Below are 22,949 nucleotides of genomic sequence, written 5' to 3' on the forward strand. Positions count from 1 at the left end.
GGCCTCGCGGGCGCGCCGTCCCGCCCGGACCGGACCAAGGCGGCTGACCCGGCGCGCCGTCGGTACCCCGGCCGGCTCCCGCTCCGTGCGGGGGCCGGCCGCCCTGGTGTTCCGGCGCCGCGCTCCAGCTTCTGATCCCAGCTCCGCGCTCCGGGCCCGTGCGCCTGCTCCGCCGTCCGTTGCGGTCCCTCGTCCCGTGTGTCCCGCGTCCCGTGTGTCCCGCGCCGGCGCGGACGTCAGCCCCTACCCTGGCGTCATGATCAACGGTGCTCACATCGTCATCCACAGCCACGACGCGGAGGCGGACCGCGAGTTCTTCCGGGACGTGCTGGAGTATCCCCATGTCGATGCCGGGGGCGGTTGGCTGGTCTTCAAGCTCCCGCCGGCCGAGGTCGCGGTCCACCCCGCCGGCGGGCGGGAGGGCCAGGAGCTCTTCCTGATGTGCGACGACGTCGAAGCCACGATGCGGGCGCTCTCGGCGAAGGGCGTGGAGTTCATCCAGCCGGTCACCGAGCAGCGCTGGGGGCGGCTGACCAGGCTCCGCCTGCCCGGCGGCGGGGAGGTGGGCATGTACGAGCCCCGGCACGAACGGGCCACCGGGCTCTGACTCCCCTCGGCCGGCGGCGGCTCCGGCCCGGGCGCCGCGGCCGGACGGCGTCCCACGGGCGGGACCCGCCAGGGGCGGGCCGCTCGGCGGCCGACGGATGCAAAGGTTCCTTGGCAAAGAAATGGTGGCACCCACTACGCTGCCGGTCATGACGGAACCCCGACCCGCCGTACGCAGCCTCGACGCCCGCTCCCTGCGCGGCCTGGCGCACCCCCTGCGGATGCGCCTGCTCGCCGCCCTGCGGGAGCACGGCCCGGCCACGGCGACGAAGCTGGCGGCCCGGCTCGGGGAGTCGACCGCGTCGGTCAGCTACCACCTGCGGCAACTCGGCGCGCACGGCTTCATCGCGGAGGACCCGGATCGCGGCACCACCCGGGAGCGGTGGTGGCGGGCCGAACACCGCGGCCAGCGGTTCGACAGACTTGAGGACTTCCTGGAGAACCCGGACCCCGAAGTGCGCGGCGCCATGGAGGTGTTCCTCACCGAGGTGGCCGCCGTCCACGCGCGGGAGCTGAGCGGCTGGCTGGCCGGCACCGGGGAGTGGTCCGAGGAGTGGCGTCGCAGCTGGGACATGAGCGACTTCAACATCCGGCTGACGCCCGACCTCGCGCGGGAGCTGGTCGGGCGGGCGCACGAGCTGGTGCAGGGCTACCGCGAGCTGGCCGCCGCCGACGACCCGCAGGCCGTCCCGGTCCGGATCCACCTGCACGCCTTTCCGCTGCCGAAGAGCTGACATCCCGACACCCCGGAGGCACGCCCATGACCGTCGCCGCCCCCGGCCGGGCCGGCCCGGCGCAGGACGCCCGGGACCGCCGGCCGCTGGGTGTCCTGCTGGCCGCGAACCTGATCTCGATCACCGGCAACGCCTTCGCCGGCATCGGTGTGCCGTGGTTCGTCCTGCAGACCACCGGCAGCGCCTCCAGGGCGGGGCTGGTGGCCTTCTGCGGAATGCTGCCGCTGGCGGTGTCGGCACTCGCCGGCGGGCCGGTGATCGACCGGATCGGCCGGCTGCGCGCATCGGTGGTGTCCGACCTGGCCTGCGGGACGGCCATCGGGCTGATCCCGCTCCTGCACCGGGCGGGCGTGCTGCGGTTCTGGGAACTCTGCCTGATCATGGCGGTCAACGGGCTCTGCCAGGCCCCCGGGGAGACCGCACGCCAGGTCCTCACCCCCGACCTCGCCGAGCGCGCGGGCGTCCCGCTCGCCCGGGCCATGAGCCTGTACACCGGTGCCTCCCGAGGGGCCCGGCTGCTCGGGGCGTCGGGCGCCGGGCTGCTGATCGCGCTCTTCGGAGCGGGGTCCGTGCTGCTGCTGGACGCTGCGACCTTCGGGCTCTCCGCGCTGCTGATCGCCGTCGGCGTCCGGCGCGTGCCCGCCGCCGTCCGCCGCCGGGACACGCTCCCGACAGGCCCGGCGTCCTACCGCGCCGAACTGCGCGAAGGCCTGGTCTTCCTGCTCCGTCAGCGGCTGCTGCTCGCCGTCACCTTGCTGCTGATGGCGACCAACGGCCTCGACCAGGCCTGGAGCGCCGTCCTGCTGCCCGTGCACGCCGAGCGCGACCTCGGCGGACCGGTCGACCTCGGCCTGCTCGCGGGCCTCTTCGCCGGCGGCGCGCTCGCGGGCGCGCTGCTGCACGCGACGCTGTCCCACCGGCTCCCCCGCCGGCCGCTCTACGCCTGCTGCCTGCTCGTCAGCGGATGCCCACGGATGCTGGTCGCGGCGTTCGCGCCCGGCCTGCTGCCGCTGGGCGCGGTGCTGGCCCTGGCCGGCCTCGCCGCCGGGATCTGCAACCCGATCGTCTCGACGGTGCTGTACGAGCTCGTGCCCGACGCCCTGCGCAGCCGGGTGACCGGTGTGCTGGCCGCGGGCGTGCTGACGGCCACGCCGCTCGGCAGCATCGCCTGCGGCTACCTGGTGGACCACGCCGGGCTGACGGCCACCCTGGTCCTTCTCGGCGGGGCCTACCTCCTCGTCACGCTCTGCCCGCTGGTCCTCCCGGCCTGGCGCCTGCTGGACGGACCACGCGGCCCCGATGCCCGTGCGTGAGTGCCGCGCCGGGCAGCACCGGAGGCCCGGAACGATCGCGTGGCGACGTCAGCCTCGGCTCGACCGGTCCTGCGGGCATCATGGGGGTCCGACCTTGAAGGAGTGACGCCGGTGAGACTGGTCTCCGACCCCGTGCACGACGAAGTGGACCTCTCCGCGTCGGCGGAGGAGCTGAACCGCTTGGCCGACGCGGTGGCCCGGGGTGAGGGGCTGCTCGCCTCCTCGCCGGACAGTGACGCCCTGGCGGGGATCGAGGTCAGGAGCACTCCCGGCCCCGGGGTCCTTGTCCGCCTCGACTCCGCGCGGCAGTACCTCGTGATCAGCGGTGACTCCGCCGGCCGGGCGGTGCTCGCGGACAATCTGCGCGACATGGCCTCCGCCGAGGACGGCGGCCATCTCCACGTCGAGTACCCCGGGCACGGCTACCTCGCGGAGGGTTCGGTGCCGTTGGTGGTCAACAGTCCGCACGGGGGCATGCCGGCCGGGCGGGCCGGTGGTCGCTCTCTCGGCTGACGTCCGGGAGAAGGTCCCCGCGCGGGTGGACGGGGAGCGCCTCGCGGTCGGCGCGGTGGAGTCGGGTCGGCAGCAGGACGTCCTGTCCCGCCGTCAGGTCCCGCAGGCCCGGGCCACCACCGGGTCGAGGACGAGCCAGGCGTCCCGGCCCCCTTCGCCCTGCTGGGGTGCGGCCGCCCGGTCGGGCGGTGGTGATTCCACCCGGCCGATCGCCGCGCCCGGAAGTGTTGTCCGCCATCCCGCTTCTCTCGCCGGGATCGCGGCCCGTGGGCCGTGATCCCGGCGGTCGGGCACCCACCCGGCCGATCCGGGGCCGCGTCCTGCCCGGGAGGGGGACCGGACAGGACGCGGCCCCGGATCGGCCGGTGCGGTGGATCAGCCGACCGTCCACTTCTGGTTGGCGCCGCCGCCGCAGGTCCAGATCTGGAGCCTGGTGCCGTCGGCGGAGGAATTGCCCTTGGCGTCCAGGCACTTGCCGGCACCGGTGTTGGTCAGGTCGTGGGCCGCGGTGTACGTCCACTGCTGCGCCTTGGTGCCGTTGCAGGTGTAGAGCTGGACGGCCGCGCCGTCCGCGGTGGAGCCGGCCGCGACGTCCAGGCACTTGCCGAGCGCGCGGACGGTGCCGTCGCCGCCGACGGTCCACTGCTGGGCCGGGCCGCCGGTGCAGTTGTGCAGCTGGACGGGGGTGCGGTCGGCGTCGGTGCCGCCGGCGACGTCGACGCACATGCCGCCGATGCCGGTGATCCGGCCGCTGTGGCCGGTGCTGTCCCAGGCGGTGGTGTGCACGTAGTCGACGGTCATGGTCTGCGGGAAGGCGGTGGCACCGTTCGGGCTGCCGGGCCAGTCACCGCCGACGGCCAGGTTGAGGATGACGAAGAACGGGTGGTCGAAGACCCACCGGTTGCCGCCGACGTCGGCCGGGGTGCGGGTCTGGTAGGCGTGGCCGTCCACCGACCAGGTGATGGCGGCCGGGCTCCAGTCGACGGCGAAGACGTGGAAGTCGTCCGCGAAGGCCTGGCCGTTCGGCAGGGTGTACCCGGCGCCGATCCCGCCGCCGCCGGAGTAGCCGGGGCCGTGAACGGTGCCGTGCACGGTGCCGGGTTCGGCGCCGACGTTCTCCATGACGTCGATCTCGCCGCTGGTCGGCCAGCCGACGGTGCCGAGGTCGTTGCCGAGCATCCAGAACGCGGGCCAGACACCCTGGCCGCGCGGGACCTTGATGCGGGACTCGAAGTGCCCGTAGGCCTGGGTGAAGGTCCGCGCGGTGTTCAGCCGGGCCGAGGTGTACTGGCACTGGCCGTACCAGCAGCTCAGACCGGGGTCGGTGTTCTTCCGGGCGGTGATCACCAGGTGGCCCTGGCCGTCGAGGGCGGCGTTGCCCGTCCCGCCGGTGTAGTACTGCAACTCGTGGTTGCCGTACCCCGAACCGCCGGTCTCCTGGGTCCACCTGGCGGGGTCGGCGGCGGCGCCGGCGGCGCCGTCGAAGTCGTCGTTCCAGGTCTGGGCGAGGACGGCGGCGTCCGCCGGCGCGGCACCGGAGCCGGACGTCGACATGATCACCGCCGCTACGAGCGCGGTGGTGACGGTGAGGACGAGCTTGCCGAAGGACCGACGGCGCACGCGATGGGCAGCAGCCATGGGCATGCTCCCTTGTCTGGGAGGAGGGGTGGGGGTGTCCGGGCCGGGCGGGCCGCCACGAGGGTGGGTGCAGTGAGAGCGCTCTCACATCTGACGCGGCGTCGCCCGTGGCCCTGAATGCTACGGAGGGGAGGTCGTCGTGGCAATGTCAGGCGGCCCGCCTCGTACGGCCCTGACCTGCGGGTTCGCGGCGGCGGTCGGTGCTTAACGTTCCGTTAAGCCTGGGTTGATGCGCGGAAAGGGATCTCACGGCAGGGCGCGGCGGGGCGTGGCAGGGCCCGGCCTCCCTCCCGGACCCGCCGTCCTACGCCGGTGGCCGGCGCGGCGCCGGGATGTCCCCCGCCGGTGCCCGGGTGGCCTCCCGCAGCAGCGGCAGCAGCATCTGCTCGTACGCCGTCAGCGGCCGGGCCAGGGTCCAGTTGACCGTCACCGTACGGCCTTCGGGTGCCGGGCGGACCGCCAGCTCGGCCAGCAGTCCGTGCCGCAGTTCCAGCCGGACCGACCGGCGCGGCACCAGCCCCACCCCCAGGCCGATCCGCACCCCCTCCTTGATGCCGTCGGTGCCCCACAGGTCGAGGGTCCGGGCGCCGGCCAGCTCCCAGCTCTGCAGGAGGTCGGTGAGCTGACGGCGCGTCTGCGACCCGCACTCGCGGAGCAGGAAGGTCTCGTCGGCCAGGTCGGCGGGGGCGAGGTCCCGCCCCGCCAGCGGATGGCCGGCCGGGCCGATCAGCAGCATGTCCTCGGTGAGGAGCCGCTCCGAGCGGTACCGGCCGGGCGGCAGCGGGCTGCCGGTCACGCCGATGCCGGTCCGGCCCTCCTCCAGGGCCTCGGCGAGCTGCTCGGCGGTACTGACCGCGACGCTGAACCGGACCGCGGGCTCGCGGCGGCGCAGTTCCAGCAGCACCGACGGCAGGAAGTGCCCGCCGACGGTGCTCGTGCTGCCGACCGTCAGCGGTTCCTCGCCCAGGAGCGCCGCCGCGTGGACGGCCTTCACGGCCTGGTCCGCCAGCGCCAGTACCTCCTTGGTCTGCGCCAGCAGGACCTTGCCCGCCAGGGTGGGGCGGATCTTCGGGCCCGAGCGGTCGACCAGCTGGGTCCGCAGGGCCATCTCCAGGTTCTGCACCTGTTTCGAGACGGACGACTGGCTCAGGAACAGGACCTGGCTCGCGGCCGAGAACCCCTCGCACTCGATGACCTGTACGAAGATCGCCAGTTGATTGAGATTGAGTCGCATGGTGGCCTCGCTCGCGTCCGGAGGGTAGGGACACAGGGGCGGCGCGGCGCCTCGCGGGCCTGGCCGGTAGGGCAATGTACCGTGCGCCGGGCCCGTGCCACAGCGGAGATCCGCCTTCGGTGGCGCCGGGCCGGGGCCGGGTGCTCACCCCTCCGGTCCGCCCTGAGCTGCGCCGACGCCCGGCCGGATGGGGGCCGCCCGGCGTCCGCGAGAGCGGGGCAGGCAGCTACCGGTCGGTAAAGAATAGGCAAAGCGGCGGGACGAAACCTCGATTCGGGCCTCTTTCCCTGATGACCGGCCCGCCTGTGGCCGGCAGTTCCCGGGAGGAGATCCGGTGCACCCGAGCCCCAGTGGTCGACCGGCAGCACACTCTCCGTCCGCCGCTCACCCGCGGCGGACACCCGCCCCGCCCGGCCGCCGACGCGGCGCGGCCCGGCGCCCGTCCCCGGCGGCGCCGGCCGGGCACACAACGGAAGGAGCCGCCATGCATGCGCCGGCCCTGCCCGGTGACGACCACGGCGAACCGGTACGCCACCGGCCGCCCGAGCCGGAGGCCGCCGCGGGCGCCCGGCCCCGGGACGACCCGGCGACCGTCCAGGCGGTGGCGCTGACCGTGGCGCCGGGACCGCCCCCGCCCGGACTGTCCGCCCTGAAGGTGGTCGCCTACCTGCACGGACCCGAGCCCTACCTGCTCATCCCCGACCCGGCCCCGGGGATGCACCGGACCCTCGTCCGCTGGTTGCAGGGCCGGTCGGCGGCGGTCGGCCCGGTGGTGGCGCGCGCCGAGGCCGGGGCCTCCCTCCGCTGGGCCCGCACGCTGCTGGCGATGGCGCCGCAGCGGCCCGGAGGCCCGGGGGAGCTCCTCTTCGTGGAGGACCACCTGGCCAAGGTGATGCTCTTCCAGGACCCTCTGCTGGCCGGCCACCTGTCGGTCAAATGGCTGGGCAGACTGCGGGACATGACGCCCGGTCAGCGCGAGCGCACCGAGCGGACCCTGCTCGCCTGGCTGGAGGGCGGCGGCGCGGCCAGGGCGGCCCTGCTGCTGCGCGTCCACCCGCGGACCGTCCGCTACCGGCTCCGGATGCTGGAGCGGCTCTTCGGCAGCAGCCTGCACACCGCGCAGGCCAGGTTCGAGCTCCTGCTCGCGCTGAAGATCCACGGCATGGCCGCCGAGTGCGCCCGGCTGCGCCGCAGAGCCGACGAACTGCCCGCTCCCGGTACCCCCCGGCCCGGACAGGACGCCCGGCCCGGCGGCCGCTGAGCCGCACCCGCTCCTGACCCGCTCCTGACCTTCCAGATTCCGTGACGTTCGACCGGGACCTGCGATCGCGGAGACCTGTCCGTCCTCGATGAGTTCCCCCCACGGACGGGCCCGCGCTCCATCGAGTGTTCACCGCGGCCACCGGCCGTCCTCCACCGGCTCCGGTGGCGGTCCGGCGTGCTCGCTCGTCCCGGCATGATGAGGAAACCGATGTCATCTTCGAGGAAGAAGCGCGGACCCGGAAAGACTCCCTTCGGCATTCCCAAGGTGAGCCGCCTTCCGCGATCGTTCGCCACTCTTCTCGTGATCGTGGCCATGATTTCCACGGCGGGGGCCCTGATCGTCCCCGTCGTGCGCTCGGCGGGCGCGTACCGCAGTCCGCGGGCGGACGAGACGCCGGGCACGGTGCAGACGCCGACCGGGCCGCTGACACCACTCGACCGGGACTTCGTCAAACGGGTCAGACTGGCCGGGCTGTGGGAGATCCCGGCCGGCCGGATGGCCCTCGCCAAGGGCGGGAGCACCGAGGTCAGGACCGCCGGCCAGCACCTGGTGGACGGGCACACGGAGCTGGACCGGGCCGTCCTGGACACCGCCCAGACGCTCGGCCTGGAGGTGCCCGGCGAGCCCTCCGTCCAGCAGAAGGCCTGGCTGAAACAGCTGGACGACGCCCAGGGCGCGGAATTCGACCGGCTGTTCGCGAACATCGTGCGCAACGCCCACGGCCAGGTCTTCGCCGTGGTCGCCCAGGTGCGCGCCGGTACCCAGAACTCCACCGTCCGTGACCTGGCGACCCTGGCCAACTCCACGGTGCTGGACCACATGACGGTCCTGGAGGCCACCCGGCTGGTGAGATTCGGCGACCTCTCCGGCCCGCCGGCCGGCACCTCCTCGCCGACCGCGGCCCCGGTCCCGGCGCCCGGTGGGACCCAGCGTTAGACACCTGCAGCAGAAGAGGCTGTCCACGGCCTGTCCGACAGGCCCGATCCCGTTTCGAGGGTGCGATGATGAAGGTTCACAAACGCGGCAGGTCACGGCGCAGACTGCTGGCCCTGCTGCTGGCGGGGGTGCTGGCCGTCAGCGGCGCGTCCGTGCTCGCCGCCGCGGCGTTCGCCGGGCAGCGGCCCTGGCGGTCGCAGCCGGCCGCCGCCCGGACCGGTACGGTCGCCTGCGGCGACGTCGGCGCGAGCCTGGCCTCGGTGCCGGAGGCCGCCCAGGCGGAGGTCGACCAGGACCTCGCCGACCTCGACGTCCAGGTGGCCGACGCCTACCGGACCCTCTCCGAGCCCGGCTCCGGGGGCGGCGAGCAGAACGTCATGGGCGCGCTGGCCGAGAAGCGCTCGACCACCCTGCGCAAGCTCGCCGCGAACGCCGGAGCCGACTCGGGGCTGCCCAAGGACCTCTCCGGCCTGGCGAACTGCTCGATCCGGCGCGACCTCGTGGTCGACGCCTCCGCCCAGGACTACGCCCCGCCGGCCCGGAGCGGAACGGCCGACCGGAACAAGGGGTCCGGCGGCGGCAGGTCCGCCCTGGGCCGCGGCTTCGTCGACATCAGGTCCGTCTCCCCGAACGTCGTCAAGCCCGCCCGGACCGGTCCGGCCACCGGCACCTTCACCTCGCGCTGCGGGCGCAACGAGAACCGCCACCTCAACCCCGACAACGTGATCGTGGCCCCCGGCGTGAGCAACGGCGCCCACCACATGCACGACTACGTCGGCAACCTCGTCACCAGCGCGTTCTCCGCCAACGGCAAGCTCGCCGCGGCCGGCACCACCTGCTCCAACGGGGACCAGTCGGCCTACTACTGGCCGGTGCTGCGGCTCCTCGACGGCGCCGACGAGAGCGACTTCAAGGCCCCCGGCGGCGGAAAGGACCGCAACGTGGGCCGGATCCTGCAGCCGGCCGAGGCCGGGATCACGTACAGCTCGCCCACCGGGACCAAGGTCCAGCCGATGAAGCGCTTCCTGCGGATCATCACCGGCGACGCCAAGGCCCTCACCAACGGGCCGGCCAACGCGCACGCCTCGTGGAGCTGCACCGGGTTCGAGGACCGCCAGCTCGCCGACAAGTACCCGGTCTGCCCGGGCGGCAGCCGGGTGGTGCGGACCCTCACGTTCCCGGACTGCTGGGACGGCAAGAACATCGACAGCGCCAACCACCGCTCCCACACGGCCTTCTCCGACGCGCGCGGCGGCTGCCCCAAGAACTTCCGGGCGATCGCCCAATTGGTCGAGCGCGTCACCTACGAGGTGCCGTCCGGGGTCCGGTTCGCCGTCGACAGCTTCCCCGAGCAGCTCCACAACCCGATCACCGACCACGGGGACTTCGTCAACGTGATGAACCAGAACCTGCTGGACCAGGTGGCGAGTTGCGTCAACGAGGGGCGCCGCTGCGGATGACCCGCACGGGCCGCCGCCGGGACGGACCCCGGCGGCCCGGGCCGCGACTCCCCGCGCGGCCCGCCCCGGCGCCCGGCCCGACCAGGGCGGCGCCCCCACCCAGACCGCAGTACGGACGACGAGGCCGGAGGGCACAAGCATGTCGACAGGGCAAGGACGCCGGTCCCGGCGTTCGGCCGAGGGGCCGCCCCGGGCCCGCGGTGACCAGGGCGTGCCGGACCGGGCCACGGGCGACCGGCCCGAGGCCGGCGGCCGGACCGCACCCACCGCGTGGTCGCTCCTGCCGCTGCTGGCGGTGGCGCTGGGCCTGACGGCCGTGGCCGTCAACGGCGCGCTGCAGGCCTTCCTCGGGGTGGCCGCCGGGGTCCTCGCCCTGGTGTCCTTCTCCGCGGCCGTCCTGTGGGGCCTCGCGGCGACCGACCGGCTGCTGCTGCACCCGGTGCACCGGCTGGCCGCACAGGCGGTCCACCGGACGATGGGCGTCGCGGGGGTGGTCTTCCTCGTCCTGCACATCTGGACGAACCTGATCCAGGACCGGATCGGCGCGCTGCCGGCCTTCGTGCCGTTCGCCGACCCGCACCGGCCGGTCGTGCTGGGCCTCGGGGTCCTGGCCGGCTACCTGCTGCTGGCCGTGGCCCTCGCCGGGGCCGCCCGCGGGGCGCTGGCCAGGACGGGCGAGGCGACCCGGTGGCGGATCGTCCACATCTGCGCCTACCCGGCGTGGGGCGCCGCCCTGGTGCACGGCCTCAACGCGGGCCGGCTTCCAGCGCCTTGGGTGTCCGTCCTGTACACGGTCGCGGTGGCGGGCGTGATCGTCGCGCTCGGGCTGCGGCTGGCCCTCCAGGACCGCGGATCGCCGCGCCGCAGCGGCGTCCCGGTCCGGCCGGTCCAGGTGCCGCCCGAGCCGGCCGGCCGGCCGCCGGCCGGCGCCGGAACCGCTCGGCGGTGGCTGGACGGATGAACGGCGCACCCATCGCCTGGCTCGGCCGGCCGGTCCTGTTCGCGGGCCTGGAGCACGAGGAGCGGCTCGACTACCGCTCGCACCTGCTCGTCCACGACCGGCCGGCGGCGATGCCGGCCGACGAGCTGGCCGACCTGGCCGAGAACGTCAACCTGCGCGGCCGGGGCGGGGCCGGCTTCCCGTTCGCGCGGAAGGTCCGGTCCGTCGTCAAGGCGGCCGCCCGGCGCAAGGGCCGCCCGGTCGTGGTGGTCAACGGTACGGAAGGAGAACCCAGTTGCCTCAAGGACGCCGCGCTGCTGCTGCGCACCCCGCACCTGGTGCTGGACGGTGCGCTGCTGGCGGCCGCCGCGCTGGACGCGGAGCAGGTGGTGCTCGGGGTCACCCGGGCCGACGTCGAGCAGTCCCTGCGCCGGGCCCTGGCCGAACGCAGGTCCACCAGGCCGGCGGTCACCGTCACCCGGCTGCCCGAGCGCTTCGTCTCCGGCGAGAGCAGCGCGCTGGCCCGGGGCATCACCAGCGGGATCGCCCTCCCGCGCGGCGGGGGCGTGCGGACCAGCGACAGCGGGGTCGGGGGGATGCCCACCCTGCTGTCCAACGCCGAGACGTACGCGCAGCTCGCCGTCGCCGCCCGGCTGGGGGCGCTGCCCTACCGCGAGGTCGGCCTGCCGTCGGAGCCCGGGACGGTCCTGCTGACCCTGGCCGGCTCCCAGGTGGTGGAGACGCCCACGGGTGTGCCGCTCGCCGAACTGCTGGCGATGTTCGGCCTGGAGATCGGGCAGGGCGTGCTGGCCGGCGGCTACCACGGCACGTGGCTGACCCCCGCGGCGGCCGCCAGGGCGGTGGTGTCCCGCGAGTCCTTCCGGAGCCTCGGCGGGGCGCTCGGCGCCGGCGCGGTCCTGCCGCTGCCGGACACCACCTGCCCGCTCGGCGAGGCGCTCCGGGTCGCCCGCTGGATGGCGGACGAGACGGCCGGCCAGTGCGGCCCGTGCTACCTCGGACTGCCCGCCCTGGTCAAAGCGCTGGAGGAGGTGGTGCGGGGCGGCGGCCGGGCCGCGCTGGACGCCGTCGAGACCCGGATGAGGGCCGTCACCGGACGGGGTGCCTGCAGCCACCCCGACGCCGCCTCCCGGTTCGTGGCCTCGGCGCTGGAGGTCTTCGACGAGGACCTGCAACTGCACTCCTACCAGTACGGCTGCGGCCGGTCCGTGCAGGGCGTCCTCCCGATGCCGGTGGTGGAGAGCGCCGGGAGCATCGTGGTGGACTGGACGCTCTGCGAGGCCCACGGGCTCTGCACCAGCGTCCTGCCCGAGGTCATCGGGCTGGGGGCGGACGGATTCCCCGCCGCCGGCGTCATGCCGGTCCCGCCGCGGCTGCTCCAGCAGGCGGCCCGGGCGGTCGACCGGTGCCCCGCGCTGGCGCTGCGCATCCGGTGAGGGCCGCCCGGCCCGCCGCGAGCGCCGGGGGCGCACCCGTTCGGCGGTGACCACCACCGCTGCGCCCCTCCTGCCACCTCACCACTCGTTCCACCCCTCACCCCACCGATCGTCAGGCCTCGACCCGCGATCCCTCGTGGGCCCAGGCTCCACCGATGGAAAGGCAAGGAAGATCTTGACAACGAAACGATACGGACTCGTGGCGGTCTGCCTCCTGCTGGCCGGCCTCGTGTTCATGGCGGCCCTCGGGAGCGTCAGCAGCAGCGCCAGTCCGTCCTCCGGGGCGTCCGACTCCACCCAGCTGGCCGGCTCGACGCCCTCCCCGGCCGGCGCCTACGGCGCGTACGGCTCCTACGGCGACGCCTCGTCCTCGCCCTCGGCGGGGGCCGCCGCCGGCCGGCCCGCCGGGGCGCTGGCCATCCGGGTGGACGACCAGCTCGGCCCGGTCCTGACGGACGGTCAGGGCTTCACCCTGTACCGCTTCGACAAGGACACCAGCAAGCCGCCGGCGTCCAACTGCTCCGGCGCCTGCGCCACCACCTGGCCGCCGGCCGTCAACGACGCCACCACCTCGCCGGGCACCGGCATCGACCAGGCCAAGCTCGGCGAGGTCGCCCGGGCCGACGGAACGCGCCAGCTGACGGTGGGCGGCTGGCCGGCCTACCGCTACGCGCAGGACACCGCACCCGGCGACACCAAGGGCCAGGGGGTGGGCGGCACCTGGTTCGCCCTGGCACCCGACGGGACGAAGGCGAAGGCCGCCGGCGCCGACGCCTCGGCCTCCGCCGCGCCGACGGCCCCGGCCCCGGCCGGCACGATGCCGCAGCCGTCCCAGCAGCCCCAGGTGAAGGTGCAGATCTCCGTGGTCATGAACCCCCAGCTCGGCCAGATCATGGTGGACGGCCACGGCCGGACCCTGTACCACTTCGGCAAGGACACCGCCTGGCCGATGCGCTCGAACTGCGAGGGGCAGTGCCTGAAGACCTGGCCGCCCGCCCCGCCGGTGGACGCCGACAAGGTGAAGGGCGTGGACCCGAAGCTGATCGGCAAGCTCCAGCGGCCGGACGGCACCTGGCAGCTGAGCATCAACTGCCTTCCCGCGTACCTTTACTCGGGCGACCAGGGCTACGGTGACGCGCTCGGGAACGGGATCGACAACCAGTGGTCGGCCATCAACCCGCAGGGCAAGCCGGCCGGCAAGTGAGGACCCCGGGCGCCGGCCTCGCGCCGCCCCGCATCGACCGCACCGCCGTCCGGTGGGCCGCGCTGATCCTGTCCTTCCTCCTCGGGATCGTTGAACTCCTCTGGGGCCCGGGCGGGTTGGCCGGCGCCTCGGAGGCGGCCCGGCGGCCCGGCCCGGGCTCGGTGGAGGAGCTGGCCCGCCGGATCGGCTGCACGGCCGAGATCACCACCGACGCGGCCGACCTCCGGCAGGGCATGTGCACCTCGGGCGGGGAGGAGATCTGGATCGCCAGCTTCCCGACGACGCGCGCCCAGGACGCCTGGACCTCGGAGGCGCAGGCCTACGGAGGGTCCTACCTGGTGGGCGACGGATGGGTGGTGGTGCTGTCCGACGCCACGACGGGCGTCCTGCAGGGGCTGCTCGGCGGGGTCGTCGTCGGCGGCGCGGGCCACGCCGGCGCGCACCCGCCCGGCGACGGGGGTGAGCAGCGACAACAGTGACGAGAGCGACGACAGGGCGAGGGTTCCCACCGGCACGCGCCGGCGGGGGCCCTCGCCCTCCTCGTTGTCCCGGGAGCCCGCCCGGCGATCCGTCACGGCGTCATGGACGCGGCCCGGCAAGGGCGTCCAACCATGCGAATGCCGTATGCACTTTTCTGTTATCGAGGGGCCGCCGCACTTGACGGAGCTTCGCCAGGGTGTCGGCGCGAGCGCACCGGTCCCACCACCGGGCCTGCGGCGGGACCTGCGCGCCACCGCGCCGCCCTGCACGCAGATTCCTCACATTCGGATCCGGAATCACCGGGCGGGCGCCTCTTCCCCGGCCTGTTGCCCTGAAACCCGTGGGACTGGTGTGCTGTGGCCCTTCCTGCCACACCGTCCCGACGGCCGCAGCAGCAGACCGCCGTCGATGCCCTTCGTCCGGGCAGTTCCCGTTCCGGCCCGTGCGGCCGTCACGCCGGTCAGGCCCGCGAACTCCCCACCGTGAGAAGGCCAGAGCTGAGGAGGAACAAGTTGACCCTTCGTTCCAGCACCCGTGAACCGGGTTTGAGCGCGCTGAGCGACGCCGAACTCTCGGCGGCACTCGCCGGCCCGACCGCGACCGGCGGCTCCCGCATCCGGGAGGTGATGGCGGAGGTGTTCACCCGCCACCACGGCGCCGTGCTCGCCTACGCCCGCGGCTACTGCCGCGACCCGCAGACCGCCCAGGACCTCGCCGCCGAGGCCTACGCCAGCACCTACTCGTCCGTCGCCCGCGGCTGCGGCCCCCGGCACGCATGGCGCCCCTACCTGATGGCCGTCGTGCGCCGGACCGCCATGGAGTGGAGCGCCCAGACCAGGGACCGCGTCCTGCTGCCGGAGGACTTCACCGAATGGGCCGAGCGCCTGGCGGACGAGGCGGAGACCGACGGCGCGCTGCTCGCGGCCGAGGAGACGGAGCTGGTGGCCAGGGCCTACCGCGCCCTCCCCGAGCGGTGGCAGGTGCTGCTCTGGTTCTTCGTGGTGGAGGGCGAGTCGGCCGCCACCGTCGCCCAGCGGATGAGCATGACGCCGAGCGGCGTGCGCTCCCTGGCGGCCCGTGCCCGCGCGGGGCTGCGCGAGGCGTACCTGCGCGCGGACGTGGACGAGGACATCGCCCCGGAGTGCCGCTGGTTCACCTCGCTGCTGACCGGCACCGCCCGCCGCCCGGGCCGGCGCCGGGGCCGGGAGCTGGCCCGCCACCTGGGGGAGTGCCCGCGCTGCGGCCGGGTGGCCGAGGACTTCCGCCGGGCCAGCCACCACCTGGAGGCCGGGGCGCCGGAGCCCGCCGGCGCCGGGGCGGGGCGGTCCTGCTGAGCCGTCGCGGCGGGGGAGCGGGGGCACCGCGCGGCCCGGGCCCGTAGGGCCGCCGCTCCCGATGGCCACTCGGCGGCCGGCCAGGGCCTGGCCGGCCGCCGGGAGGGGCTCAGCCGAAGTCGGGGATCGGGTGGTCCGGCGTGAGGGCTGCCGCGATCCGCTGGCTGAGCAGCTGGGCGCTGTGCCCGCCCGGGGCGCCGGGGCCGGTGGTGGTCGAGACCGCGATGGCCAGGTGCTCGCACGGCAGGTAGGCCTGGGCGGCGGAGTAGCCGAAGAACAACGGGTGCTGGACCACCCACTCGTTCAGCACCAGCAGACCCATGCCGTAGTGGGTGGCCTCGGTGTTGGCGAGGCAGACCGTCTCCGGGCAGACGGACGTCGGCCGGCCCAGGCCCACCGTCCCCGGGTTCAGCAACTCCCGGCGGCCGGAGGGCGAGAGCAGCTCGCCCGAACCGATGCCGACGGCGGAGCGGGCCAGGTCGCAGATGTCGGTGGTCTGCACGGCGCCGGGGGCGGTGGTCCAGGAGGGGTTCCAGAAGGTGGACTCCTCGTACGTCCCGCGGTCGGAGGTGAAGGCGTGCAGCACGGGCGTCGGGATGTCGGGGGTGAAGCTGTTGCGGGTCTCGTCCAGTCCGAGCGGACCCATGATCTTCTGCTGGAGCAGGACGTCCAGCCGGGTGCCGGTGATCTTCTCCAGGGCGGCGCCCAGCAGGACGAAATTGGCGTGCGAGTAGCTCCAGTTGGTCCCCGGGTCGTACCAGAGCGGCCGGCCGGTCGAGACGGCCACCAGCTCCTCGGCCGTCCAGGCGCGGAAGGGGTCCGCGTAGACGGTGTCGCCGAAGCCGGGGGAGGTGACGTAGTCGACGAGGCCGGAGGTGGAGTCGGCGAGCATCCGCAGGGTGATCCGGTCGCCCAGGTGGTCGGGGAGGTCCGGCAGCCAGCGCCCCACCGGGTCGTCGAGGCCGGCCCGCCCCTCGTCGACCAGCCGCAGCAGCGCCGTGCCCAGGTAGCTGATCGCGATGTTGCCGTTCCGGAAGTGCATGGCGGGCTCGGCCGGGACCCCGGTCATCGACTCGCCGAGCGCGGCCGTGACGAGCTCGCGGCCGTCGACGGTGACCCGCAGGATCACGGACTTGAGGTCCATCTCCGCCTTGGCCTGCTCGGCGATCCGCAGGACGTCGCGGGCCGGGCCGCCCTGGGGCGGCGGGGAGCTGACGCAGGGCCGGCGGTGGCCGCCCTCGCCCGTCGAACCGGTGGCGGTCGTGACCGGGGCGCTGAGGGCGACGAGCGCGGTGACCGCGGCGAGGCAGCGCAGGGATGTCGGGCGAGTGGGTCTCATGCCCGGCAGTATCGGCCGGGAGCGTCCTGGGAACGGCGCCACGGCCGACGACCCGCGCGAACATCACCCGTCGGGCCCGCGCGGGGCCGCTGCGGGCGGTCGTCCGGGGGCCCGGCCGGCAGCCGGCCCCTGCGGCCCTCGCTCACCAGTCCCGGCCGGCGATCAGCTCCTCCACATCGTGGTCCGTGAACCCGTACGCCGACGCGACGAACCCGAAGTCCTCGGCGATCCACTCACGCGCAGTCGTCTCGATCTCGCTCCCGGCCGCCTCGAACTCCGCCTGGAGAACGTTGAACTCCTCCGTCGCGGCCCGGGTGAGCGCGTACAGGGCCTCCAGGCCCGACGGCTGCTCGGCCTCGATCCGCTCGCACAGGCGCAGCAGGATCGCCCGGCCCTGGTCGACGACCTGGTCGGGGAAGTACGGGTCCTGGTACATGTGTCGCAGAAACTCGTGCTCCGCCGTCCGCTGGTTGGTGATCGGCATGGTGCTTCCCGTCCCCGTGGTGGAACTGACACGCCGATCATGCACCGCAGCACTGACAACGGCGCCGCCCAGGTGCGCGGGACGGTCCGGGGCCGGCGTCATGCCCGCTTCAGCAGCGCCGTCGTCCACTCCCGCTGCTCGGCGGTGTCCGGGACGGCCAGCCCGCGGGCCCGTTCGATCCGCTGCCAGGCGGTGTCGGGATCGACACCGCCCAGGACGAGCAGTGCGGCCGCGAGGAGCGACGAGCGCCCGATGCCGGCCCGGCAGTGGGTGACCACGTGGGCGCCGTCGCGGAGTTGCGCGGCGAGTGCGTGCAGGGTGGGCAGGATCGCGGCGAGGTCGGGGACGGTGCGGTCGGGGACGGGCGTCGCGACGAACCGCAGCCCGGCGGCCGCGGCCGCCCGGGGTTCGTCCGCGAGACCGAGCTCGTCGAGTTCCGGCCCGGTCAGTGCACAGACGAGGATGTCGACGCCGCAGTCCCTCAGCGCGGCCATCTCGTCGTCCAGCCAGTCGTTCCCGCGGGGTCTGGCCATGGTGCTCAGGCGTCCCGGGCCGGGGTGGTCGACGGTGAACAGGGCGGGTCTCATGTCAGCTGCTTTCCGGTCGGTGGGTTCAGGTTCAGGTTCAGGTTCAGGTGATGGCCGGACGCTCGGGGGGCAGGTGTACCCGAAACACGGGGGCGGCCCGCCGAGGACCTTCAGGACTGCCAATCGCCGAAGCGGTGCCGGCGGGTCGGGACGTGGGCGGCGGCGGGCATCGCCCAGATCGCCCGCGCGAAGTGGTCACCAGGGCGGACGTCGCCCGGCGCAGCGCCGACGCCGCATCGTGACGCCGCCACCCGTCGGCTACCGCGTGCTGCCGTCGTCGAGTCCGGCGATGACTCTGACGTCCGCTTCGGACATGTTCAGGACCCCGGCGATCAGGCGGGCCTGCCGCAGATCCGGGTTGTGCCCGTTGCGGAGCATGTGGATGGTGGAAGCTGCCAGTCCGACAGCCCTGGCCATCTCCCTGACCGGGATCCCGCGCAGATCCATCAACCCGGTGAGCATCCGTCCGAACGGATGCGGCTCCGACAGCCCGGCCGGGGCAACGGACGGGCCGACGACAACGTCACCGATCTTGGCCTGGAAGCGGATCAGCCGGTCGCCCGTGAACCCGACCTTCGCGACGAACGGCAGGCTCTCACCGTTGCCGGAGGCGACCGTCCCAGGGATCGACACCTCGGTGAACCTCACAGCGGGATCGCAGTGGTGATCCCCGGTCTCGTCGGGAATTCCCGGCCGGACGCGGTCGACCTTCCAGTCGCGGTTCCACCACGGAAGGTCCTGCAGCACCTCGTTGAAGAAGGGCGGCAGGACAGTCATGTCCACCGGGTCCGGAGGATTCTTCTGACCTGCCCACAGGACGTCAGGCCAGTACCTCAGTGCCGCGATCACGTCCGCCGTCAGCGCGCGGTCGGTAGTCTCCATGGCCACACTCTCCCACCGGTCGACCGAGCAGTCTCCCGTGAGCAGGCGAACGTCGTCCGATGCGGCGCCGGTACGGCCGTGGTGCACCGACGGCGGCGCGGCGGGGACGGACCTCGGCCAGCCGTGCCGACGCCGACGCCGATGCCGGGCGGGCCCGGGGCCGGACGGGCCTGACGTGCCGTCGTCCCCGCTCAACCGGTGAGCGGGGTCCAGCCGTGGCCCGCGTACCAGTAGTGCGGCAGGCCGTCGACGCCGCTGGTGCGGAACGGGAGGCCGTCGTCGTCGATGCGCTCGGTGCCGGTACGGCCCAGCGAGGACCAGTCGAGTTCCAGGTACCACAGGCAGTCGCAGCCCACCGCCCGGGCGTCGACCAGCAGGATCTCGGGATCCTTCGAGGACACCCGGTAGGGCATGCGCCCCGCCGGGGCGTTCGTTCCGGCCTCACCGCCCTGGACCGGCCGGGCGACCGGCCGGTCGATGTCGAGGTCCACGGCGAACGTGCGGGGATCGAGGTCGCCGCCGCAGCCCTGACCCGTGGAGTAGACGGTGCCCCGCACCGGGTCGGACCGCCCCACCACGCGGACCCGCAGCGCCTCCACGACGACGGCCGTTTCCGTCCGCCCCTGGACGGAGATCTCCATGAGGGTCCGGCCGCCGTGCACCGCGCCCTGGGAGTGCGCCCAGGACGCGGCGTCCTGCGGGACCGGAGGCGGTGGCACCTGCTGGGGCGCCTTGTCGATGACGTAGTCGTGATCGCAACCGGCTCCCCAGAGCTGGGAGTTCACCGTCCAGGTGAGGGGCGGGACGGCGGGGACGGTCCCGGCGGGCGCGGACGGCGCCGGGGAGCCGGGCGGTGCGGCCGCCGTCCGAGCGGTCCTCGCGCCGGACTCCGGGCTGCCGCCGCCGGCCGGGGAAACCCCGGACGGAAGGGCGGACAGGACGCCCAGGGCGGTGGCGACCAGGACGGTCATGACGGTGGCGGTGGCCGCCGCGCGATGCCGGTACCAGGGCTTGCCCACGGCGGGGTGCCCGGGCGCGCGGTGCTCGGGCGACCGGCCGGGGAGGTCTTCGGCAGGGGGCTCCCCGAGGTCCGGCGACGGGCCGGCCGTTGCCGTGGGCACGGAGCCGGCGGCCACCGAGGACGGCGGCGCGGCCGTCCCGTCCGCCGGCAGGTCCCCGCTGCCCTCCGGGCGGGGGCCGGCGGCCTCCGGTGCGGACCCGGGGGCCGTCCTGGCCCGTTGACGGGCCGCCACCGCCAGGACCCACTGCCGGTACAGGTCGGTCCGCTCGGCCGGACCGGCCCCGCACATCGCGGCGAACCGCTCCACGGGTGCGAAGCCGAGCGGCACGGCCTCCCCCGTGCAGTACCGGTGCAGCGTCGAGGCGTTCATGTGCAGGCGGCGCGCGAGCGCCGCGTAGCTGCGGTCCGTCCGGTCCTTCAGACGCCGCAGCTGCGCCGCGAACTCCTCCACCTCGTCCTGGGACGACACCCGTTCCCCCCGTCTCGCGTCCCGGGACGGCATCCCAGGCACTCCCATAAGGAGAGGTCAGCAGGCCTGGGACGGTTCCACCGTTGCGGACGGGGCGGCGGCCGTTGTGCCCGGACCGCGGGCCCGCCGATGCTCTCGGTGTCGCCGGAACCGGCCCGGCACCACGAGGGCCGAGGGGCCGGCCCGGACCAGGCGACGCACGTCCGTACCATCGACATCGGGGAAGCACACTGATGAACAGCAACGACACGACCACCCGCAAGCACGTCCGCCGCAGCACGCTGATCGCCGGCCTCGCCGTCGCCGTCGCCGTGACCCTGCCGCTGGGACTCACCGCTCCGGCGCAGGCGACCACGGACGGGACGGCGGGCGGGGCGACGGCGGGCGCCGTCGCGCAGCGGACGGTCAGCGGCCGGTCCTCGGACGACGTGACCCGGGTCGCCGACTTCTACGGCGCCTACATCGACGCCCGGCTCGACGCCGAGAACGGCAGGCTGGCCACCGAACTGCGCGGCTTCTACGTGCGGGCCGACCACCTCGCCGAGATCGCGAGGTGGGAGGAGCTCAACCAGGCGGACGGCATCCTGCGCGCCCAGAACGTCCCGCTGAAGTGGACGGTGAAGGGCACCGGTACGGCCGGCCAGGTCGGCGTCACCCTCACCTGGGGCCAGTCGGCGACCACCAGGCTCGTCGTCGACCTGGACCGCGACCACAAGATCACCCACATCGGGACCCCGGGCACCGGCGGCAACTGACCGCCTCCGCCCTCCGTCCGCCTTCCGCTGCTCTCCGTCCAGCGCTCTCCGACGGCCGGGCCCGCGCGCCGCGGGCCCGGCTCCACGGTGACCACGGTGACGGTGCGGTGGCGGTCAGGCTCCGCTCCCGGGTCCGGCACCGGGGCTTCCGGGTCCGCGGCCGGTACCGGGGCTTCCGGGGCCGGAGCCGGCCGACGACGGGCCCCGGGCCCCCGATCGCCGCCCGGGCGCGTCGGCCGGGCGGAAGGTGCGCCGGTAGGACTGCGGGGTGACGCCGATCGCCGCCTGGAGGTGCTGCCGCAGGGAGACGCCGGTGCCGAACCCGGCCCGGTGGGCGACGGTGTCCACCGGCCACGGGGTGGTCTCCAGCAAGTGACGCGCCAGGTCCACGCGTTGGCGGGTGAGCCACTGGCCGGGACTGGTGCCGACCTCGTCCCGGAAGCGGCGGGTGAAGGTGCGCACGCTCATCCCGGCGTGGGCGGCCAGGTCGGCCAGGCCGAGGGGTTCGGCCAGTCGCTCCATCGCCCAGTCCCGGGTGGGGGCGGTGCCGGAGCCGGAGGGAGCGGGGACGGGGCGCTCGATGTACTGGGCCTGGCCGCCGTCCCGCCAGGGCGGTACGACGCAGGACCGGGCCACCGCGTTGGCCGTCCCGCTGCCGTGGTCGCGGCGCACCAGGTGCAGGCACAGGTCGATCGCGGCGGCCACGCCGGCCGAGGTGAGGATGTCGCCGTCGTCGACGAAGAGGACGTCGGGATCGACCCGGACGTTCGTGAACATCCGTTGCAGGCGGTCGGCTTCGGCCCAGTGCGTGGTGGCCGGGCGCCCGGCGAGGAGGCCGGCCGCGGCCAGCACCCAGGCGCCGGTGCAGAGCCCGACGATCCGGGTCCCGGGGCGGATGCCGGCCAGGGCGGCGCGCAGGGCCTCGGGCAGCCGGCCCTCCTCCCGGACGGGGCCGAGCGCGTTGGACGGCGGGACGACGACCATGTCGACGGTGGCGAGCAACGAGGCGTCGTGGGCGACGGTCAGGCCGTAGTCGCCCTCGGCGCGGACCGGGCCGCCGTCCAGGCTGCAGGTCGTCACGCGGTAGAGGGGGTTGCCCGCGCCGTCCCGGGCGGCGCCGAAGATCCGCGAGGGGATGCTGAGTTCGAAGGGCAGGACCCCGTCCAGGGCAAGGACGCCGACAAGCTGCATGGCCCGATCCTTTCATGACATGGCCATCAGGCCACTACGGGGAGCGGACCGGCCCCGGCAGGCTGAGGACGTCCCCAGCCGAGCGGCTCCCGCACACCGTGCGGGAGCCGCGCCTTCGCGGAAGAGAGCACCATGACCCAGGCCGAGACCCGCCCGACCATGCACGCCGTCAGCCAGAGCGCCGCCGGGGGCCCGGAGGTCCTCGCACTCGTCCGGACCGGGCGCCCGGAGCCCGTCGCGGGCGAGATCCTGGTGCGGGTCCACGCGGCCGGCGTGAACCCGTCCGACTGGAAGACCCGCTCCCGCGGCCGGTTCGCCGACGGGACCCGCCCGCCGTTCACCCTGGGCCACGACGTCTCCGGAGTGGTCGAGGCGGTCGGCCGCGGGGTGACGGTCTTCCGGCCGGGCGACGAGGTCTTCGGCATGCCGCGCTTCCCGCACCCGGGCGGCGCCTACGCCGAGTACGTCACCGCCCCGGCCCGGCACTTCGCCCCGCGCCCGAAGGGCATCGACCACATCCGGGCCGCCGCCCTGCCGCTGGCAGGGCTGACCGCCTGGCAGGCCCTGGTGGACACCGCCGAGGTCCGGCCCGGCCAGCGGGTCCTGGTCCATGCCGCCGCCGGCGGCGTCGGGCACCTGGCCGTCCAGATCGCCAAGGCACGCGGCGCGTACGTCATCGGCACCGCGAGCGCCGGCAAGCACGACCTGCTCCGCTCCCTGGGCGCCGACGAGCTCGTCGACCACCGCACCGGGGACTTCGCGCGGGCGGTCCGGGACGTCGACGTCGTCCTCGACGCGGTCGGGGGCTCCACCTGGGCGGGTTCGGTGCGGACGCTGCGCCCCGGCGGCACCCTGGTGTCGATCCTGCCGCTGGACGAGAGCTTCCCCGCCGGGGCGGCCGAAGCGGCCCGCGTGCGCGCGGTGTTCATGCTCGTCGAGCCGGACCGGCAGGCCCTGCGCGAGATCGCCGCCCTGGTCGAGGACGGCCGGCTGCGCGTGATCGTGGAGGCGGTCTTCCCGCTCGCGGACGTCGCCCGGGCCCACAGGCTGGGCGAGCGCGGCCGCACCACCGGAAAGATCGTCCTCTCCGTCACCCCGTGACCCGCCCCCG

The 22,949-nt window shown here is 74.6% G+C and carries 22 protein-coding genes; 14 read left to right on the plus strand and 8 right to left on the minus strand.

The window, feature by feature from the left end:
* The first annotated feature begins 256 nt into the window (after window positions 1–256).
* The 4 genes from IE329_RS08295 (at window position 257) to IE329_RS08310 (ending at window position 3,166) form a co-directional block, all read left to right on the plus strand.
* Window positions 257–607, plus strand: coding sequence for a VOC family protein (locus tag IE329_RS08295; RefSeq protein ID WP_190210171.1), 351 nt, complete (start codon window positions 257–259; stop codon window positions 605–607).
* 148 nt (window positions 608–755) lie between these two features.
* A complete protein-coding gene (locus IE329_RS08300; protein WP_190210172.1) occupies window positions 756–1,340 on the plus strand; it encodes a winged helix-turn-helix domain-containing protein in 585 nt (194 codons plus the stop codon).
* Window positions 1,341–1,366: 26 nt separating this feature from the next.
* Window positions 1,367–2,653, plus strand: coding sequence for an MFS transporter (locus tag IE329_RS08305; RefSeq protein WP_190210173.1), 1,287 nt, complete (start codon window positions 1,367–1,369; stop codon window positions 2,651–2,653).
* Between the two features lie 111 nt (window positions 2,654–2,764).
* Window positions 2,765–3,166, plus strand: a complete 402-nt coding sequence (locus IE329_RS08310; protein ID WP_190210174.1) for an Imm32 family immunity protein — start codon at window positions 2,765–2,767, stop codon at window positions 3,164–3,166.
* 375 nt (window positions 3,167–3,541) lie between these two features.
* On the opposite strand, the gene IE329_RS08315 is transcribed toward IE329_RS08310, so the two are convergent.
* Both IE329_RS08315 and IE329_RS08320 read right to left on the minus strand, forming a co-directional pair.
* The gene (locus tag IE329_RS08315; protein WP_190210175.1) at window positions 3,542–4,804 is read right to left on the minus strand and encodes a glycoside hydrolase family 16 protein; all 1,263 of its coding nucleotides are present in this window, start codon (window positions 4,802–4,804) and stop codon (window positions 3,542–3,544) included.
* Between the two features lie 304 nt (window positions 4,805–5,108).
* Window positions 5,109–6,038, minus strand: coding sequence for a LysR family transcriptional regulator (locus tag IE329_RS08320; protein ID WP_190210176.1), 930 nt, complete (start codon window positions 6,036–6,038; stop codon window positions 5,109–5,111).
* Window positions 6,039–6,522: 484 nt separating this feature from the next.
* On the opposite strand from IE329_RS08320, the gene IE329_RS08325 reads away from it, so the two are divergent.
* From IE329_RS08325 to IE329_RS08360, 8 genes are all read left to right on the plus strand, one after another.
* Window positions 6,523–7,299 carry a helix-turn-helix domain-containing protein gene (locus tag IE329_RS08325; RefSeq protein WP_190210177.1) on the plus strand — a complete coding sequence of 259 codons (777 nt, stop codon included), beginning with the start codon at window positions 6,523–6,525 and terminating at the stop codon, window positions 7,297–7,299.
* 315 nt (window positions 7,300–7,614) lie between these two features.
* Window positions 7,615–8,238 carry a DUF4142 domain-containing protein gene (locus tag IE329_RS08330; RefSeq protein ID WP_229927280.1) on the plus strand — a complete coding sequence of 208 codons (624 nt, stop codon included), beginning with the start codon at window positions 7,615–7,617 and terminating at the stop codon, window positions 8,236–8,238.
* Between the two features lie 65 nt (window positions 8,239–8,303).
* Window positions 8,304–9,698: a DUF1996 domain-containing protein gene (locus IE329_RS08335; protein ID WP_229927263.1), complete on the plus strand. Its 1,395-nt coding sequence runs from the start codon at window positions 8,304–8,306 to the stop codon at window positions 9,696–9,698.
* Window positions 9,699–9,909: 211 nt separating this feature from the next.
* Window positions 9,910–10,659: a hypothetical protein gene (locus tag IE329_RS08340; protein WP_229927264.1), complete on the plus strand. Its 750-nt coding sequence runs from the start codon at window positions 9,910–9,912 to the stop codon at window positions 10,657–10,659.
* Window positions 10,656–12,092 (plus strand): NADH-quinone oxidoreductase subunit NuoF family protein, encoded by a 1,437-nt coding sequence (locus IE329_RS08345; RefSeq protein ID WP_190210180.1) that lies wholly within the window; start codon window positions 10,656–10,658, stop codon window positions 12,090–12,092. Before IE329_RS08340 ends, IE329_RS08345 begins: the two co-directional genes overlap by 4 nt.
* A gap of 175 nt (window positions 12,093–12,267) precedes the next feature.
* A complete protein-coding gene (locus IE329_RS08350; RefSeq protein WP_229927265.1) occupies window positions 12,268–13,296 on the plus strand; it encodes an SCO0930 family lipoprotein in 1,029 nt (342 codons plus the stop codon).
* Entirely contained in the window at window positions 13,293–13,775 is a 483-nt protein-coding gene (locus IE329_RS08355; protein WP_190210181.1) for a hypothetical protein, read from the plus strand. Before IE329_RS08350 ends, IE329_RS08355 begins: the two co-directional genes overlap by 4 nt.
* Before the next feature lie 513 nt (window positions 13,776–14,288).
* Window positions 14,289–15,110 carry an RNA polymerase sigma factor gene (locus IE329_RS08360; RefSeq protein ID WP_190210182.1) on the plus strand — a complete coding sequence of 274 codons (822 nt, stop codon included), beginning with the start codon at window positions 14,289–14,291 and terminating at the stop codon, window positions 15,108–15,110.
* Between the two features lie 109 nt (window positions 15,111–15,219).
* Here the strand turns inward: IE329_RS08360 and IE329_RS08365 are convergent, their stop codons facing one another.
* From IE329_RS08365 to IE329_RS08385, 5 genes are all read right to left on the minus strand, one after another.
* A complete protein-coding gene (locus IE329_RS08365) occupies window positions 15,220–16,449 on the minus strand; it encodes a serine hydrolase domain-containing protein (protein ID WP_190210183.1) in 1,230 nt (409 codons plus the stop codon).
* 142 nt (window positions 16,450–16,591) lie between these two features.
* A complete protein-coding gene (locus IE329_RS08370; RefSeq protein WP_190210184.1) occupies window positions 16,592–16,933 on the minus strand; it encodes a DUF5713 family protein in 342 nt (113 codons plus the stop codon).
* Between the two features lie 98 nt (window positions 16,934–17,031).
* The gene (locus IE329_RS08375) at window positions 17,032–17,520 is read right to left on the minus strand and encodes a phosphatase domain-containing putative toxin (protein ID WP_190210185.1); all 489 of its coding nucleotides are present in this window, start codon (window positions 17,518–17,520) and stop codon (window positions 17,032–17,034) included.
* Between the two features lie 258 nt (window positions 17,521–17,778).
* Complete coding sequence (locus IE329_RS08380) at window positions 17,779–18,402, minus strand: helix-turn-helix domain-containing protein (RefSeq protein ID WP_190210186.1); 624 nt, start codon at window positions 18,400–18,402, stop codon at window positions 17,779–17,781.
* Window positions 18,403–18,593: 191 nt separating this feature from the next.
* Window positions 18,594–19,892 carry a helix-turn-helix domain-containing protein gene (locus tag IE329_RS08385; protein WP_229927266.1) on the minus strand — a complete coding sequence of 433 codons (1,299 nt, stop codon included), beginning with the start codon at window positions 19,890–19,892 and terminating at the stop codon, window positions 18,594–18,596.
* A 233-nt stretch (window positions 19,893–20,125) separates the two neighbouring features.
* On the opposite strand from IE329_RS08385, the gene IE329_RS08390 reads away from it, so the two are divergent.
* A complete protein-coding gene (locus tag IE329_RS08390) occupies window positions 20,126–20,647 on the plus strand; it encodes a hypothetical protein (RefSeq protein ID WP_190210188.1) in 522 nt (173 codons plus the stop codon).
* Window positions 20,648–20,761: 114 nt separating this feature from the next.
* Here the strand turns inward: IE329_RS08390 and IE329_RS08395 are convergent, their stop codons facing one another.
* On the minus strand, window positions 20,762–21,838 hold the full coding sequence (locus IE329_RS08395) for a GlxA family transcriptional regulator (RefSeq protein WP_190210189.1): 1,077 nt from the start codon (window positions 21,836–21,838) through the stop codon (window positions 20,762–20,764).
* Window positions 21,839–21,970: 132 nt separating this feature from the next.
* Here IE329_RS08395 and IE329_RS08400 point away from each other — a divergent pair, with 132 nt between their 5' ends.
* On the plus strand, window positions 21,971–22,939 hold the full coding sequence (locus tag IE329_RS08400) for an NADP-dependent oxidoreductase (RefSeq protein WP_190210190.1): 969 nt from the start codon (window positions 21,971–21,973) through the stop codon (window positions 22,937–22,939).
* Window positions 22,940–22,949: the final 10 nt, after the last annotated feature.

It is taken from the genome of Kitasatospora indigofera (assembly GCF_014655955.1).
GTDB classification, from domain to species: Bacteria; Actinomycetota; Actinomycetes; order Streptomycetales; family Streptomycetaceae; genus Kitasatospora; species Kitasatospora indigofera.